The sequence below is a fragment of the Embleya sp. NPDC005971 genome (genome assembly GCF_040629175.1).
Classification (GTDB): Bacteria; Actinomycetota; Actinomycetes; order Streptomycetales; family Streptomycetaceae; genus Embleya.
Map to the genome: position 1 here is coordinate 1 of NZ_JBEXUX010000095.1, position 16,061 is coordinate 16,061.

At 70.1% G+C, this 16,061-nt stretch carries 19 protein-coding genes; 3 read left to right on the forward strand and 16 right to left on the reverse strand.

From position 1 onward, the window contains the following. Positions 1-231 precede the first annotated feature (231 nt). The 3 genes from ABZ374_RS43915 (at position 232) to ABZ374_RS43925 (ending at position 1,656) form a co-directional block, all read left to right on the forward strand. Positions 232-798, forward strand: coding sequence for a hypothetical protein (locus tag ABZ374_RS43915; RefSeq protein WP_360323383.1), 567 nt, complete (start codon positions 232-234; stop codon positions 796-798). A gap of 73 nt (positions 799-871) precedes the next feature. Then, positions 872-1,123 carry a hypothetical protein gene (locus tag ABZ374_RS43920; RefSeq protein ID WP_360323385.1) on the forward strand — a complete coding sequence of 84 codons (252 nt, stop codon included), beginning with the start codon at positions 872-874 and terminating at the stop codon, positions 1,121-1,123. Then, a complete protein-coding gene (locus ABZ374_RS43925; protein ID WP_360323387.1) occupies positions 1,120-1,656 on the forward strand; it encodes a hypothetical protein in 537 nt (178 codons plus the stop codon). Before ABZ374_RS43920 ends, ABZ374_RS43925 begins: the two co-directional genes overlap by 4 nt. Positions 1,657-2,020: 364 nt before the next feature. Here the strand turns inward: ABZ374_RS43925 and ABZ374_RS43930 are convergent, their stop codons facing one another. The 16 genes from ABZ374_RS43930 to ABZ374_RS44005 form a co-directional block, all read right to left on the reverse strand. Then, the gene (locus ABZ374_RS43930; protein ID WP_360323389.1) at positions 2,021-2,383 is read right to left on the reverse strand and encodes a hypothetical protein; all 363 of its coding nucleotides are present in this window, start codon (positions 2,381-2,383) and stop codon (positions 2,021-2,023) included. Continuing rightward, positions 2,380-2,817 (reverse strand): hypothetical protein, encoded by a 438-nt coding sequence (locus ABZ374_RS43935; protein ID WP_360323391.1) that lies wholly within the window; start codon positions 2,815-2,817, stop codon positions 2,380-2,382. The genes ABZ374_RS43930 and ABZ374_RS43935 overlap by 4 nt, the downstream gene beginning before the upstream one ends. Then, positions 2,814-3,143 carry a hypothetical protein gene (locus ABZ374_RS43940; protein ID WP_360323393.1) on the reverse strand — a complete coding sequence of 110 codons (330 nt, stop codon included), beginning with the start codon at positions 3,141-3,143 and terminating at the stop codon, positions 2,814-2,816. Before ABZ374_RS43940 ends, ABZ374_RS43935 begins: the two co-directional genes overlap by 4 nt. After that, positions 3,143-4,033 (reverse strand): hypothetical protein, encoded by an 891-nt coding sequence (locus ABZ374_RS43945; protein ID WP_360323395.1) that lies wholly within the window; start codon positions 4,031-4,033, stop codon positions 3,143-3,145. Before ABZ374_RS43945 ends, ABZ374_RS43940 begins: the two co-directional genes overlap by 1 nt. Beyond that, positions 4,033-4,248: a hypothetical protein gene (locus ABZ374_RS43950; protein ID WP_360323397.1), complete on the reverse strand. Its 216-nt coding sequence runs from the start codon at positions 4,246-4,248 to the stop codon at positions 4,033-4,035. Before ABZ374_RS43950 ends, ABZ374_RS43945 begins: the two co-directional genes overlap by 1 nt. Before the next feature lie 64 nt (positions 4,249-4,312). Continuing rightward, positions 4,313-4,900, reverse strand: coding sequence for a hypothetical protein (locus tag ABZ374_RS43955; RefSeq protein WP_360323399.1), 588 nt, complete (start codon positions 4,898-4,900; stop codon positions 4,313-4,315). Between the two features lie 8 nt (positions 4,901-4,908). Continuing rightward, positions 4,909-5,145: a hypothetical protein gene (locus ABZ374_RS43960; protein ID WP_360323401.1), complete on the reverse strand. Its 237-nt coding sequence runs from the start codon at positions 5,143-5,145 to the stop codon at positions 4,909-4,911. After that, on the reverse strand, positions 5,142-6,242 hold the full coding sequence (locus tag ABZ374_RS43965) for a DUF5047 domain-containing protein (protein WP_360323403.1): 1,101 nt from the start codon (positions 6,240-6,242) through the stop codon (positions 5,142-5,144). The genes ABZ374_RS43960 and ABZ374_RS43965 overlap by 4 nt, the downstream gene beginning before the upstream one ends. Beyond that, positions 6,242-8,461: a hypothetical protein gene (locus tag ABZ374_RS43970; RefSeq protein WP_360323405.1), complete on the reverse strand. Its 2,220-nt coding sequence runs from the start codon at positions 8,459-8,461 to the stop codon at positions 6,242-6,244. Before ABZ374_RS43970 ends, ABZ374_RS43965 begins: the two co-directional genes overlap by 1 nt. Beyond that, positions 8,458-13,359, reverse strand: coding sequence for a transglycosylase SLT domain-containing protein (locus ABZ374_RS43975; RefSeq protein WP_360323407.1), 4,902 nt, complete (start codon positions 13,357-13,359; stop codon positions 8,458-8,460). The genes ABZ374_RS43970 and ABZ374_RS43975 overlap by 4 nt, the downstream gene beginning before the upstream one ends. A gap of 21 nt (positions 13,360-13,380) precedes the next feature. Further along, the gene (locus tag ABZ374_RS43980; protein ID WP_360323409.1) at positions 13,381-13,854 is read right to left on the reverse strand and encodes a hypothetical protein; all 474 of its coding nucleotides are present in this window, start codon (positions 13,852-13,854) and stop codon (positions 13,381-13,383) included. After that, positions 13,797-14,126 (reverse strand): hypothetical protein, encoded by a 330-nt coding sequence (locus ABZ374_RS43985; protein WP_360323411.1) that lies wholly within the window; start codon positions 14,124-14,126, stop codon positions 13,797-13,799. Before ABZ374_RS43985 ends, ABZ374_RS43980 begins: the two co-directional genes overlap by 58 nt. Before the next feature lie 77 nt (positions 14,127-14,203). Further along, on the reverse strand, positions 14,204-14,755 hold the full coding sequence (locus ABZ374_RS43990; protein WP_360323413.1) for a hypothetical protein: 552 nt from the start codon (positions 14,753-14,755) through the stop codon (positions 14,204-14,206). Between the two features lie 63 nt (positions 14,756-14,818). Further along, on the reverse strand, positions 14,819-15,220 hold the full coding sequence (locus ABZ374_RS43995; protein ID WP_360323415.1) for a hypothetical protein: 402 nt from the start codon (positions 15,218-15,220) through the stop codon (positions 14,819-14,821). Next, entirely contained in the window at positions 15,217-15,432 is a 216-nt protein-coding gene (locus ABZ374_RS44000; RefSeq protein ID WP_360323417.1) for a hypothetical protein, read from the reverse strand. Before ABZ374_RS44000 ends, ABZ374_RS43995 begins: the two co-directional genes overlap by 4 nt. Beyond that, a complete protein-coding gene (locus ABZ374_RS44005; RefSeq protein WP_360323419.1) occupies positions 15,429-16,052 on the reverse strand; it encodes a hypothetical protein in 624 nt (207 codons plus the stop codon). The genes ABZ374_RS44000 and ABZ374_RS44005 overlap by 4 nt, the downstream gene beginning before the upstream one ends. Between the last annotated feature and the right edge of the window lie 9 nt (positions 16,053-16,061).

The window sequence follows — 16,061 nt, forward strand, 5'->3', positions numbered from 1 at the left end:
GTGCCCATTGACTCAGGGCCATCCCCGCGTGCGCGGGGAGCAGTCGGATCACCGAGGTGATGCCGATGCGTAGACCGTAGCCGACCGGGCCGACAGGTGTGCAGCGATCGGCTGAGGTCACTCGATCGGGTGAATCGCAGAGAACCCCTTGAACCTTGTCCCACCATGGGACATAGTTAGGGGTGTGAGGCCGACGGACCACCCGAAGCCCACACGGAGAAGGAGCCTCCAATGAGCGTCGAGATCGCCAGCCACATCCCCGGCCGCACCGTCCACCCCTACGAACTCCTCGACGAGATGCGCAAGTACGTCGGCAGCGACCGGGAGGCGCACGACTCGATCCACGTGTTCCTCAACCAGATCGTCGAGATCGACGGCGAGGAGAACGTCATCCTCTCCACCCGCCCCATCCGGCCCGAACTGCTGGAGAGCAACCCGCAGGACCTCGACGTCTACCACTGGATCACCATCAGCGACGACGCCGCGCAGGACATCCGCGACGCCTTTGCCGCCGCCTACAGCGGCACCGAGGACAACGAGACGAGCAACGCCGTCTTCTACCAGATCGAGGTCTCCGACGACGGCACCACCTGGATGCCCGAGAACGACGACGCCCGCGGCACCGAGGACACCGAGGGCGAGACCCCCCGCGACGTCGCCCAGGCCATCCTCGTCAACCGGATCACCGACCTCGCCAGCGAGAACCTCACCCCCGGCCACATGCGCGTCCGCGTCTGGGCCGACGAGGACTCCGCGATCGCCGGCCTCGACGCCCTTGCCGAAGTCACCCACGCCTGACCCCGCGCGCGAACGGCCCGCCTCCGGGGCGCATCCGAAGGCGGGCCGTCCCGGCGCGGAAGGAGCCCGCACCATGATCGACAGTACCGACCCCGCCGAAACGTGGACCATCACCCAGGCCGCCGAACACCTGGGTGCCCGATCGACCAACACCGCCCGCCGCTTCCTCGCCCGCGCCGGCATCCACGCCACCGGCCGGCAACCAGGCAGAAGCGGCGAGAACCTGTACGACGCCCAAGCCGTGCGCGACGCCCAGGCCGCGAGACCCGGCAGGGGTGCCCGCACCGACCTGCACGCTCCCGCCACCGACCAGGAGACGTCATGACGACCGACCAGACCGCAGCACGACAGAGCATCGCCGATCTCGCCCGTCTGCTCGCCGACGGCCAATGGGCCGCCTCGGCGCCGCAACACCGCGCCCTGCACCGGGCCGTCGACGGCGAAATGGAGGACGTGGAACTCGCCGCCGGTCCCGACGCCACCATCGCCGAGGCCGCACGGACCACCACCGTGACCGCCGAACACGCCGACGCGGGCATCGCGGTCCTGCACAGCCGATGGGCCGACGTCGCGACCCAACTCGACGCGTGGGATGCGGATCCGCGCGACCATCGGAACGAATTCCTCAACGGCCTGCTCGGCGGCGGATGGGACGACCTGCCGGCCATCCCCCTGTCCGACCTCGGATCCGACATCTACGTGACCTGGCCCTGCGCAAGTCGGGAATGGCGGTCGGCGGTCGGGCAACTCACAGTCGCCATCGACTACTACGCATCCCGCGAGTGGACTGCATCCCTGCACGCGAGCACCCTGGGCCTGAATGCGGTCGGGCGCGCCACCGACAAGGCAACCGCCTGACCCGGACAGCACGAAGCGGCCCCATCCCTCGCAGGGATGGGGCCGCGAACCCCGCGAACGCGGGGCCGAACCGCCCGTGAGACAAAGACACGAGCCATCCCCGCCGAAGCGGGGCCAACATCTGGTCGATCGCCGACCCGACGGTCAGCCACGATCCATCCCCGCTGGAGCGGGGCAGAACTCCCGAGGAGACCTCTCCAGGAGTCATCCCCGATCACTCGGGGCCAAGCTGTTGAACGGACCTCTTTACGAGGCATCCCCGCCGAAGCGGGGCCGACACGAAACACCGTAGCCCAGCACCCCGACATCCGTGCAACGAACGCGAGAAAGAGCCCCCGCCGCCCGAAGGCGACGGGGGCTCGACTCACACTCCAGTTCGGTGGTACTCCTCCACCAGCGGATCCGGCGGCTCCGGGTCGATCCCCGCACGGCGCATCTGCGCACACCACCGATCCGCCGACCGCGAGAACGCCCGCAGAACCGACTCCAGCCGCGACAACCGCTGCCGCAACTCGCCGTTCTCCCGGTCGACCCGCTCCGTCGTCTCCTTCAGGATCGACAGACTCACCTGGTCACGCGCAGGCTCAGCCGTGATCTCAGCCGCAGCCCGCTGAGCCTCCGCCGTCGCCTGGGCCGCGCGGTTCGTCGCCCTCAACGTGAACCAGCCACACACACCCGTCACCGACACCGCCGCGAGCGTCCCGATCAGCCCGAATATCTCACTCACGAGTCACTCGCTCTCGCCCGCCGAACAGGCGGCACCGAGTGCTCAGGCACCGTCGCCGCCCAACAAATCACCCCGATGTGGCTGGTCAGATACCACGCCGACAGCCACGCACCCCGGGCGTACTCGCCCGTGACGGCCGACCACAAGTAGGCCGCCGCCCACAGCGACGGAGGCACCAGCGCCGCCAGGAACCCGGCGCCGTCATTGCCCACCCGCAGCCACCCGCACGCGAACGTGACCGAGCCCGCCAGGACCCACACCCACGCCCAGCAGTGCAGCGGCGCCGCGTTCGTGAGCACCTCCAGGCCCCGCGTGCTCGTCGGAGGTGCCACGAGGAACCCGACGCCGAGACAGACCTTCCCGGCTCCGGCGATCGTGAGGAACGCGCCGCGGCGGCCCAGGCGTCGCCGCAACCGGGCCACCGCGAGCCTCACCGGTTGCCCACTCCCTGCGCGCCGGCTGCCACCCCGGTCGGCTTCCAGACGCCGAAGTGCAGCGCGACGGAGACCATGAACGTGGCGAGCCAGGTGATCAGCGCCGTCTCCCAGGAGAACCGGTCGCCCGACTGGATCAGTTCGGTCAGGAAGCCGGACACCGCAGAGAACAAGGCGAGAAGGATCGCCTTCAGGCCCGCGCTGGTCGAGGACTTCGTGACGATGCCGACCGCGATCGGCAGCACCGTGCCGACGAGCAGCGACCAGAGCTGCACGCGCACCGGGTCGCCCGTCTCGGCGACCGCCTGAAGCATCGTCGGCGTCATCACTTGCCCGCCTTCAGCGCCGCGAGGATCGCGTCGAGCTTCGCGTCGAGCGCGTCCACCCGGGCCCGGGTCTCGCCGATCATGCCGTACACGTCCGGCGGCGCCGGCCGCCCCGCCGCCTTCGCAGCCTCGACGTCGCCCTGGTACTTGTAGCCCAGCTCCGTCGTCGGATCCGCCGCGCGCTGCAGCAGGGCCCACGCGTCCGGGCCCGAGCCGTTCTCCTGGTAGCCCCAGCCCTGATACGGGACCAGGGCGTCGTGCAGCTCCGTGAGCTGCTGTGCCTGTGCAGGCGTCATGTCGTCCTCCTCTGTGATTGGACTGTCACCGCGCCACGGGACCTTGCTCGTGTCGATCGCGCCCGGGTCGCCGTGGTCGTTGCCCGGGACCTGCGAATGGCCGTACCAGCCGGGCCTGTTCAGCCACGTGGCCATGTCGCGGTCGTCGTGATCACCCGGGTACGCCTGCGGTGGTCCGGCCGGCCACGTGTCCGGCACACCGTGCGCGCGGATCGCGGCGCACAACCGCTGGAAGTTCGGCTTGCGCGACGGGTCCCAGCCATCCGTGAACGGGGCCCGTGCGTAACCGAGGTTCTCGATCTGGATGTTGACCGTGCCGGTCCGGTTGGTGCGCACCGTGCCGGCGTTCTTCAGCGCTCGCCCGGACTGGGTGAGCGGGCCGAACTGGCCGAGGCGATCGGACAACGGGTCGTACAGAACCTGCGGTTCGGACGACACGCTGATCAGGTAGGACGCCATCGAATCGAACCAGCCCGACCCCTGCGGCGCCTCGACCGTGTGCTCGGTCACGCGCGGCGCACCGCCCGACATGGCGCCGCCGATCGACTGCCCGCCCAGACGCTCGGCCCCGGCGATGTACGCGGGCCCGGCCATCACTCGCCGCCCACGGGCACGTAGTGGTCCAGGTCGCCGTCGCCGCGCAGCACGAACCACTCGCCCGCGTTGCGCGGGTGCTCGCGCACCAGCCGCGGCACCTCGTCCAGCGCGGCCAGCTTGCGCACGGTGTCCGCGTGCGCCTGGTCCACCTCCCCGCAGTACGTGTCTGGGCGGTCGCCCGGGTGGATGACCGCAGCGTGATAGCGGGACATGAGCCCTCCTCGGGGCATAGAGAAAGCCCCGGCCAGTCGGCTCGGGGCGGGAGTCGGTGTCGGGTCAGAGGGCGATGCGGATGCCGTCCAGGGAGATCCACGTCGCGGCGGTGCCGGCATCCGGGGGGATGTTGGCCTGGATCACACCGCTCACGTCGACCAAGACGCGCGCGTACATGACGGAAGCAAACTCGGTGGCAACCGGGAAGTACCGGAACGAGCCGGGGCGATACCCCGCTGGCAGCGTGGCCAGCGTGATTGTGGTGACCTTCGCGAACGAGGCCCCGTCGACCCTGCGCAACGTTCCGCGCAGCTCGACCACCCCGTTGACAAGCCGATACGCCGGCGACCCCGTCTGTGCGGTGATCGCGGCGTCATACGGCAGCGGGATCCACGGGCCCGGCGTGATCGGCTGCCACACCGACCCGTCGTAGTAGTCGATCCGGTTCTCCGCCGCGAGGTAGGTGACCATCCCTGCGACGGGCGCCGCCAGGCCGGTGAGCACCGCCCCCCGGTTCGAGGCGTTTGTGAAGATCTTGACGCCGTATTTCGCCGCCCCATCCGCGATGGCCTTCGCCAGGCTCTGGGCGTCGGGCTTGTCGGACAACAGGGCGGCGGCGATGCCCTGGGCGTAGATGTCTTGGCCGGGCATACAGCCTCCTATGCGTACTTGCCGGGGATGAACAGGTCGCCGCCAGGCATGCGGGTCACCACGACCCGGTTGCCGACGGAGAGCGTGTAGTGGGTGAAGGGCCGGACCTTGGGCAGAGTGCCGCTCGGCACGAGGCCGAGGTCGACCGTGCCGTCACCGTTCACCGCGGTGACCGTGGCGAGGACGCTGGAATCCCCGTTGCGGAGACCGTTCGCGAACGCTGCGATGGACGCGGGCAGGGTCACGTCTCCTCCCGGCTGTACGTGGTGAGCGAGAAATCTCCGGAGGCGGTGAGCGGAACGTTGATCGACTGCACGATGTGCAGCTCGGCGTACCCGTCCGCGTACACGACCCGGATGCAATCGCCCGGCTCCAACGCCGCGTTCGGCACGGCCTTCAGGGCGACACTCGCGGTCACCCCGAGGCTGTCGCGCAGGAGCGACTCGCCGATCACCGTGCACTGGCCGGACGAAACCCACAGGTTGGACTGCCGCTTCCCCAGGACGTGACCCATCGGGCCGCCCCACCGAGTCGGACTCGTAGGGTCGGAGTCGACCACGAGAGCCCCCACCGGGGCGGCGCCGTCCGCGGCGTTCCCGCCGGTGACGAGCCACCCGTTGCGGACCTTGTCCCTGGTCATGCCCGTCGTCGCCGACACGAGGACGCCCCCCGGGCCGGCCGTCACATCCCACACCGGGGTCGCCGTCGACAGGTCCGGCAGGTCCCGGATGCGGAACACGCCGGCGCCATCCGTCGCGACCTCCGCACCCATCGCGGAGGCCAACTCCTCGATGGCGTCCCACCGATTGTCGTCGCTGTCCCACACGCGGGTCGCCGGTGACGGGTTGTTCGTGGCCTCGTTGACGACGACCGCATCAGGCAGCGTCTGCGTAATCAGCGTCGTGATGACCGACGCGCACGCACCCAAGCCGGTGCTCGCCGTGGGTGTGACGAACGGATCGTCCGCGACCACGCCCTCAAGCGACCTGCCCGTAATGCGGACCGGCCCGAGGTCACGATCGCCGTCGGCCGACTGGATCTGGAACACGCCGACCGGCACAACCTCCTCGGTGCCGTCCGGGTACTGAATGCCCCGGTAGACCTGCAACGTGTTGCCGTACACGGACAGGGGGTCGCCCGCATCCCGCGGCATCAGGGCGATGTCGGAGACGGTCAACGACAGCGATCGGCGGATCTTGTTGCCGCGGTCCGCCGATACCGAGCCCTCGGTGAACGGGACCCTGCCCATGAGCAGCGTCGACCCGGCGAAGGCGTCGACCCGCTTGGCCAACACATGTGGCGCCTTGAGCGCCGCGAGGAACTGGGCCGTGACGGTCTGCATCAGGTGCCCTCCACTCCGGTGAGCACCCCGAGCCAGGTCTCGTAGGCGTCGAACACGTCCTGCCAGGTGGCGTAGTTGTTGTACACGTCCTGCCAGGTGCGGCCCGCCGTGCCCGCCATGCCGCCGATCGGGCGGTCGACCTCGGTGATCGGCAGGGTCCACAGGCGCCACGGATCCGAGCCGTCATTGTCCACGGGCGCGTCGTCGGAGTCGCCGACGCTCACGTACACCGAGCCCAGGTTCAGACCCTGGAGCAGGAGCGTCGCCCCGGTGTCGAGGAGCCAGTCGAGCGCCGCCTGCTCGTCCGCGTCCCGCGTGTACACCGCGACCGAGCCCTCACGGGACATGCGGGTGTCCGACACCACGACCGGCATTCGCGAGCCGCGCACCGGATACACGCCCCTGTCGACCTTGCGGGACCAGGCCGAGGTGGTCGCCGCCAGGAGGCAGACGTTCCTGGCCGGCTGGCCGGGGTCCTTCAGCCAGAGCATCGACCGGTCGGGCGGCGGGACCGTCACCGAGGTGGTCGAGGTCGAGCCGCCCGACCAGGAGTACTCGTAGTGCACGAGCACGCCGAGCGGCGCCTCGTAGTCCTCGAAGATCATCGTCGCGCCGGTCGTTGCGAGCGCGACCGCGTCCCCGCCCATCGCGCGGACCGGATGCCGCGACCCGTCCGGATCCACCCGACTCAGCGTGATCGCCGTCGGGTGCGGTATGCCGGTGATCTGGATCGTCACGCTCGCCGTGTCCTGACTCGGCGTCAGGATGTACGGCGGCGCGGTCTGCACCAGGCTGAGCGAGTCCAGGAAGAACACCTGGCCCGCAGTGCTCGCCTGCGGCAGCGACACCACCCGGGCATATGCAGCCCCGGCCGGCGCCAACCGGCCGACGGAGTTCGATCGCCACACACCCGCCGTCGACGCGGCATCCTGGTCCGGGAAACCGTGGCCGAGGTAGGTGGTCCCGTCGGCCGCGTACCAGTCGATGTCCGTCCACACCTGGTGAGCGGCTACCCCGTAGTGCCACTGCTTCGCGACGTAGTACAGCCCGGCCGTCACCGGCACCAGCGAAACTGCCTCGACGCGGGCCTGACCCACCGCCGTGACCGTGACCTTGAGACTGCGGCCGTCGGCGAACGACGGGTCCGCCGGGGCGGATTGGGCGATCGTGCAGTTCCCGGCGGCCTGCCAGCCGGACGCGTCCACCTCGACGGACTGCATCGCGTAGGAGAGCAGGTTGCCGGCCACCAGCGCCACGCTGGTCGGCCGCACGGCGATCTGATCGAAGTACCATGCCTCGCTCGACGCGCCGGCGGTCGGCCGTAGCCGCACCTCCACATGCGTCGCACCCACCGGGGCGGTCGCGACCAGCGCCCACCGCTCCCAGACGACAGTCTGCTGAGCCGTGACCGTCCTGGTCGACGTCGCCAGCAGTGTGCCGGAGGTGAGGGCGTCGTACCAGCGCGCCTCCCACACGACCGTCCGCCCAACGGCGGGCGGCACGAGACGGAACGCCACCTCGTATTGAGTGCCCGCCGTGACAGGCGCCCTGGCGGCCGTCGTCACCGTCATGCTCGCCGCAGTCGTCGACGTCGCACCCAGGCAGTACGCGCCCTCGTACACGCCGCCCGCCACCCGGGACACCGATGCGTTCGTCGTCCCGGTCCAGCCCGCCGGGTCCATCTCGGCCGACTCGGTGTTGTACGGCAGGACGTCGCCGGCCACGGACGTCGGCAGGCCCAGGCCGATCGAGTCGAACACGACCGCCTGGCTGCCGGCGGTGATGCCCGCCGTCACCAGTACGGCAACCGACGCCTTCGCCGCAGTCGCCGGCGACGCCGCGACGAGCACGACCGGTCCGGTCCACGCCGTCGAGTTCGGCAGAGTCGCCGGAGTCGTCGTGGTCGACGACGAGATGAACACATCGCCCGAGGTGTACCAGTCGACCCGCAGCGAGATGATCCGGCCGGACGCCGCCGCGACGTTCGCGCCGAACGTGAACGCCTCGTACGTCGTAGACGCCGCCACCGCGACCTTGGCGGTAGCCGCCGACATCGCCCCGGCCGCAGTCGACGTCAGCCGCAGCGAGGCCACGCCGGCCAGAGCTTGGCTGGTGACGCGGGCAACGGTCGTGTTGCTGCCCGCCGTCCACGTCCCGATCGACCCCTCCAGGCCAGCATCGTCGACCGGCAAGAGATTGCTGATGATGCCCACGGTCACCAGCCCTTCGGTCCGAGATCGAGCTGACGGGCTGCGCGATCCTGGCCGGCGTCGACACGCGTGTCTACGTAGGCGCGGAGCGTCGGACCGTCCTGGACGACGAGCGTGATCGGGTCGCCCGGCCGGAGACCACCGGTGATCCCGGCCTCCGCAGCGCGCTGCATCGTCGCCCACTGACCCGAGGTGAGGACCGGCTCGGGCGCACCCGTGCGGTTCATCGCCAGGGTGTCGCCCGGCTGGAGCCAGCCCCCGCTGTCGTAGCCCTTGGGCGGCAGGTTGGGGTTGGCCTGCTGGACGTTCGAGATGTTGCCGTACTGCCGCTTGATGTAGTTGATCGACGCGGCAATGTTCGCAATCGGGTCCAGGATGTCGTTCGGCAGCGACGCCACCCGGTTCGAGGCGAACGTGGGCGGGATGACCTGGGCCAACCCTTGCGACGGGATGCCCGCCCGCGCGTTGCTGTCGGTGGTGTTGATCGCCCTGGGGTTGCCTCCGGACTCTCGGCCGATGAGCGTGGCCATACCCGCCCGCCACTGGTCGAGCGTCCCCGGCGGAGGAGTCCCCGTCGCGGACAGGGCGGCGTCGATCCACGCCAGGAGCTGGCCGGTCGGAACCGGGCCGCCCGCAGCCTTGAGGCTCGGCTCGAACCCGTAGTGCGCGCCGAACAGCGGATCGTTCCATCCGCGAGCACGGCTGCCGACGATGACGCCGTCGCCACCCCTCGACTCGACGTTGACGCCGGCCAGGGTGCCCGCGGTGTGGCCGACACCGTTGTTGGTGATGCCGATCTTGAACGGCGCGTCCAGGTCCTTCTTCCAGCCAGCCGGAGCCTGGGTTCCCTGGAAATCGAACGTTGTCCACAGCCGCGATGGCGCCTTGCCCAGGATGACCTGCTGGATTGCGGCCATAAACCCGGAGCAGTCCCAGCTCGGATCACCCGAACCACCCCACTGATAGGGCTTGCCATCCTGGGTCCGCGCCCAGTCGAGCGCCTTCGCGACCTGGGCTCCGCCGGTGTCGGCGGCGTCCTGGCCCTTCAGCTTGTCGATCAGCGCGTCGATCCCGGCGAGCGGCAGCTTCTTGATCGCGTCGACCCAATCGTTGCCGCCCGGCATCGAGTTGACCAGCGCGCGGATAGGCGCCATGCCGAGCTCGGCCGCCTTCGCCAAGCCGCCCCGGACGACCTCGCCGATCTTGTCGATGACGCTGCCCACGCCCGGGATGGACTTGATTCCGCCCTTGACCTTGTCGACGACCGACCCGACGATGCCGCCGAACCCGAAGGCCGGCAACGAGCCCGTCCGGGCGCGGTAGTTGATCTCGTCGACGCCCGCGCTGCCGAGCCACCTGGCAGCCTCCGGCCGCAGCCACGCCTCGCCCGGCGACACCGCGGCGAGCATCGTGTCCCGACCCGGGGCGTACCCGGGCAGCACACCGTAGGCGCCCGCCGGCACGACACCGCCGCGGGCGAATCCGAGCTGGACCGCGTCGAGTTGCGGGAGGCCGACCTTGGACGCGACGAAGTTCCAGACGCTGCGGATCCCGTTGTTGTAGACCTTGTCGATCACGAACCGCACCGGGGCGGCGGCCACTTCCTGTAGGCCGGACCAGATGCGGCCGACCGCGTCCACCGTCGACGCGAACCCGGACTGGATCCCGCCCAGGGTGTCCGCGATCTTGTTCCCGATCCAGGAGAACACCGGCCAAATCACTTCGTCCCAGAGGCGACGCACCCCGGAGCCGAACGACGCGAGGCCGCCCATCATCGAGCTGATCGCGGGCTGGATCCGGTCGGACCACAAGGACGACGCAGCCGCGCCGATCCACTGGAACACCTGCGAGATCGTCGACCACAGGTCCTTCGCCGTGGTGCCCAGCGTTGCGAACCAGTTGACGATCTCGCTCACCGCGCTGATCGCCGTGCCGATCGCCCACGCCAGACCCTCGACCAGCCACCCGGCCAGGGTCACCAACGGCGGCAGGACCACCGACAGGACGGTCACCGCGAGGTTGATCGCCAAGGCGATGATCGTCACCAGCGGCGGAATGATCGGCAGCAGCGCCACGAGGAGCGTGACCGACGCGTCGATCAACTGACCCAGCGACGGCATGAGCTGCGCGAGGACATCGCCCGCGAGCTGCACCAGCATCCCCGCGAGTTGCGCCACGACCGGCAGGATCGGGATCGCGGCCTTGACCAGCTCGACGAACGCCTCGGCCAGGACCGGCAGGATCTGCCCGAGTCCGGTGGCGATCACGCGCGCGACCTCGGACAGCGTCGGCGTCAGATCCCGAATGATCGGCACCAGGTCGCCCGCGAGTTGGCCGACGATGTCGACCACCGGCGGCAGCAGCGCGATCAGCGCCTCGGCCAGGATGCCCACGGTCTCCGAGACCGCCGGCAGGATCGGCACCAGGGCACCGAGCACCGACGTCACCAGTTGGATGCCGACCGGGATGAGCGGCAAGACCGCCTTGACGATCCCGACCACAGCCTCCGCGATCGCCGTGAACAGCGGCGCGATGGCGGGCAGCAGGGACAGGAATGCCTGGAAGATCTGCACTTCGAGCTGGATGAGCTGAGGGATCAGCGGCAGCAGCGCGGTCAGGACCGTGACGAACGCGTCGGCGAGCAGCCGGACGACCGGGACCAGGGTCGGGAGCAGGTCGACGAGAGCGCCGACCACCGAGGTGGCCAGCGTCACGAGCACCGGGATCAGCGGCTGGATCGCCGTCATGACCTGCTGGATCGCGCCGACGAAGTAGATGGCGAGGAGCTGCGCGATCTGGCCGATCCCCGCGATCAGCGGCTGGAGTGCGGGGATCAGCGCGGCAAAGACCTGGGTGAAGGCCGTGCCCAGCAGCGTGATCAGCGGCGCCAAGGACTGGATCATCGTGGTCAGCGGCCCGGCCAACTGCTGGACGAGCTGCACCACGACGCCGAGGACCGGGCCAAGGACCGTCGTCGCGACCGAGACGACCAGCGCCAGGACCTGACCGATCGGCCCGAACAGCGGAGCGATCGCCGCGAGGGCTTGGACCAGCGCGCCACCGATTACTTGGAGCAGCGGGCCTGCGGCCTGGACGATCGGCATGAGCGCCTGGCCCAGGGCCGTTGCCAGTTGCCCGAGGGCCGGGCCTAGGGTGGCGGCGATCTGGCCGATCACCGGGGCGACTGCCGCCAGCAGCGGCAGGACGGCCTGGATGACCGAGCCGATGACCTGGACCGTCGCCGTGGCAACCTGGCCCATGGCGGCGAAGATGCTCTTCAACGCAGCCTGCACCTCGGGCAGGCCGGTGATCCGCGCAAGCTCGGCGATGCCCTTGCCGATCGCACCGAGCAAGGAGTTGCCCGTGGCCTGGGCGGCGGAGAAGACGTTGAGCACGACGCGGCCGACGTCACCGACGACGCTGGCGAACTGGCCCAGGACGGCGATCCCGGACTCGATGCCGCGCTGCATCGCACCGGACACGAACGCCTTGTCCATGGTCTCGGACAGGCGCGTCGACGCCTCTCCGGCGGCGGCCGTGATCCGACCGAACGCCGGGCCCGCAGCCACTGTGAGCTGGGCGAATCCCCGGGTCGCCTCAGCCGGCCACTTCGCGAAGTCGGCCAATGACTTGTTGGCGTTGTCGAAGATCGTCGCGAGCATCCCGGTCTTCGAGATCTCGGCGACCGCCGACGCCCAGTTCCGGGCCATCAGGTTCAGCTCGGTCGCGGCGCCCGCGAGGCCGGTCCGAATGTCCGGGATGATCTGGCCGGACATCTCCTTGAAGGAGGCGCCGAGCCCGGCGAACAGCGACTCCTGGGTGGCCTTGCGGACCTCGCCCCAGGCAGGCGCCATGTCTTTGACGGCGAGGACGAACTCCCGCGCATTTGGGGTGAGCTTGGCCATCGCCTCCGCGACCGCGCTGGTCTGCGCAGCCGCCGCGGCCTGGGCGTCGGCGAGCGCGCGAGCAGCGTCCGCGACCGCCTCCTGGGCGTCGCGGATCTGCTTGTTGCCGTCGACCTGAGCATCCGTCAGGCCCTGCTGGGCGGAAGCTACCCGGCGATCGGCGGCGGACAGCCGGTCCTTCGCCGCGAGCACCGTGTCCGAGCCCTCGACGCCCGCCCGGTTGGCCTTCTCCGCGTCGGCTTGGAGTCGCTGGTAGGCGGTCGACTGCTCGGATGCGGACTGCACTGCCCGGTCGGCGGCGAGCTGGGCCCGCTCGATCGCCAGCCTGTCGCCGCTCGCCCGCGCGGCCTCCAACTCCCGACGGGTCTCCTCGACCCGCAGTGCCGCCTCGCGCTGGTCCAAGGCGCCGTCCGCAAGGCGGTCGTTCATGTCCTGCAACTGGCGGGTCGCATCCCGCCGTGCGGTCGTCAGGTCCTGCTGTGCGGTCAGCTCGTCGCGCTGCGCGTCCCGCAGGGACTGCTCGGCGTCACGCACCCGCCGGGCAGCGGACGCGCGAGCATCGGCGACGCCGGCCTGAGCCTTGGCCAGCGATCGCTGAGCGGACTCCACAGCACGGGTCGCCGCCGCGGCCTTGCCGGCGTCGGCCGCTGCACTGTCGAACGCCTTGAATGCGGCGCCGACGCCCTTGAGGCCGACACCGATCGCAGCCCCGGCGGTCCCGATCGTGGCCAGGGCCGGGGCGGCGACGGCGGACGCCGCGACCAGCGCGGTCCCGAGCTGCTGGGCACCCGCCGCCGCCGTGGCCAAGCCGGACCCGGCAAGGCTGACCTTGATGATCGAGCCGATGCCGGCCATGCCCTTGCCGAACGCGCGCGTGAACGCGCCGGATGCGTTGGTCCCGCTCCGCCCGACCTGGTTGTTGAGGTTGCGGTCCCAGTCGCCCGTGAACTCCGGGCGGATCTCGATGTATCCGCGACCCACCAGCACGCCGGCACCCGGCACGAGGTCACCCCCGCCCCTGGCTCAGCTCGCCTTGGACCGCCCGAACACAGCGGCCAATTCCTTCGCGCCACTGCCGTGCCGGCCACCGAACCGGATTACGCCGGAGCCCGGCTTCTCGGCTTCGGCCTCGGGCCCGATCGGCTTCGGCGGCTTGATCCGCTTGACCTTCTTCGGGTCACCGCCGAGCAGGATCGTCGCGTAGGTGTTCTCCCGCACGGCGTTGACCAGCCACGCAGCCATGCGCCGATCCATGGGCGCGCCCCAGAACTCGTCCTTCGGATCCTGCGGCTGCATGGCCCGCGACGTGGCGGACTCGACCGGCAGGTACCGGATCAGCACCCGCAGCCGGCGCCACGACATCTCGCCTCGGTAAAGGTCCAGCAGGTCGACCTGGTAGTAGCGCAGAAGGTCGGCCTCGATGGCCTCGCCGTACTCCTTCAGGAGGTGGGCGAGGCCTGCGATTCCCCCGGCTCCAGACCCGAACGCGCCTGCCACTCGGCGTGGATCAGCTCCAGGTCGTCGAAGGTGTAGCCGGCCTTGAACATCTGCTTGATCTTGTCCGCGCCGAGAACGTCCTCCAGGACCGCGTAGCCGTCGGACATGCTGCTGACGCGGACCTGCATCTCGATCGGCAGCATCTTCATCGGCGGCAGCTCGAACTCGACACCGTGCAGGCTGAACACGGTGGCCTCCGGCATCGCCTCCCGACGCTGCTTCGCGAGCGCGTCGAGGGACACCACCGTCGTCTTGGGGGTCTTGTCGGTCATGATCACTCCTTGCGGGTACGCGGGTTGTGGTCCGCCCGGCCCGGACCCGCGGCCGGACCAGGCGGACGATCAGGGGGTTACGCCCAGGACGGGTCGTTGCTCAGCCAGGTCGCGATCTCCGGCGCGGACGTGGCGTAGGCCGTCGCCGTCATCTGGAGGCCGACCGCCCCACCACGAGATGTGGTGATCGAACCGCGGTCGGTGATCTCGCAGCGCGCCACGACCAGCCGGTTCGTCACCGCGCCGTCGGTCCATTCCAGGCCGATCGCCCGCTCGTCCGGGTCCGGCGCGGACGGGATCGCCAGCGTCGACACCCCGCCCGTCGTGGAGATCGACGCGCTCGGGAAGTACAGCGTGACGACGTCCTTCTTCAGCTCCAGCGCGGTGAACTGCAGCGTCATGTCGATGCCGGTCAGAATCTTGCGGACCGGGGACAGGGACTGCCACGCCTTGATGTCGTCGGTGCTGGTCGAGTACTGCATCTCGCAGCCGTCGTCCGACAGGTAGCCGAGGTCGACCCAGCCCACGCCCCACGCGGTCGTCAGGTCGGCGGGCGCCGTGGTGCCCTTCGGGGCGATCAGGATCTTTCCGTCGAGACCGACCCTGACGTTGTCGCCATCGTTCGCCATTGCTGCCTCCTGGGCATGCCGAAATGCCCGCTCGACAACCGCCGGCGGGAAGGGAGTTGGGGGTTATGCGGGTCGGAACCGCAACGTGCAGGTGAGGACGTACCGCGGCAGCTCGGTCACCGGGTCGGGCGCCCACACCAGACCGTCATCGGTGACGGTGTAGACGATCGCGTCCAACGCGTCGGCCGACGGCATCGTCAGCATGTGCGCGAGGACGAGCTGGGCGAGGTCGTGCGCGGCCGCCTTCGAGGCGGCCAGGCAGTCGATGTCGATCGTGCCGTCCTGGAGAACGAAGCGCAGCTCGGTCCCGCCGCCGAGTCGGGAGACCGCCACGACCGGCAGGCGCTCGGCCAGGTCCTCCGGCCACTCCGACGTCACGTGCACGTCGGGGAGTCGGGACGCCAGGAACGAGATGCTCAGGGCCTCGATGTCCGGGAAGACGACGACGGGGAGCGGGTCGGTCACTCGAGCTCGGCCTTGCGTCCACGCTTCGGCGGCATGATCACCGGCTCGTCGGTGTCGTTGACGGGCGGCAGGGGCCCGCCCTGGTCGTAGTCGTCGAGCACCTCGGCCACCCGGCCGTCCCGCTGGAGCGCGCGCACCTGGTCGGGCTCGACGTCGATCTCGTCGCCGGGCGCGTGGCCGTCGTGCCAGTGCGCGAGTCGGATCCGTGTCATCTCGTCCTCACCTTCATGGACATCAGGGATTTGTAGAGGACGCGGGTCTTGAGGTTGTAGCCGCCCTGGATCGGGCGCGTCCGGCGGGACGTCGTCACGTAGGTCACGATCCGACGCGACCCGCCACCACCGCCGGAGCCACCGCTGCCGCCGCCCGACCCGCCGCCTCCGCCGCCGGAACCACCGCGACCGCGACCGCCCTTGGTCAGGCTGATGCCCTTGGTGAGGTTGATCCGGGACCGCTTGGTGAGGTCCACGCGCGACCGCTTCCGCATGTCCAGGCGGGACCGCTTGCTCAGGTCGACCGTGTCGGTGACGACCCGGCGCCGGGTCCTCTTGATCTTGCCGGTGCCGTACTCGACCTGGAGCGTCCACGGCGCGTCCGACCCGTACTGGGCCCGCCACCCTGTGGTGCTCATGACCGAGGTCGAGAAGCTCATCGCCGCGTACTCACCCGAGCGCTGATGCGACGGCGACCACGTCGGACCCGAGTACGACGGCGCCGTGGCGATCAGGCGCGCGTGGCCCGTATCGGCCTTGTCCTTGAGGACAGTGCGCACGTCCTCCGACCGCGCAAGCTCCTGGAACAGGGCGGGATTTCTGACGAACTGAGAAGGCACGACGCCACC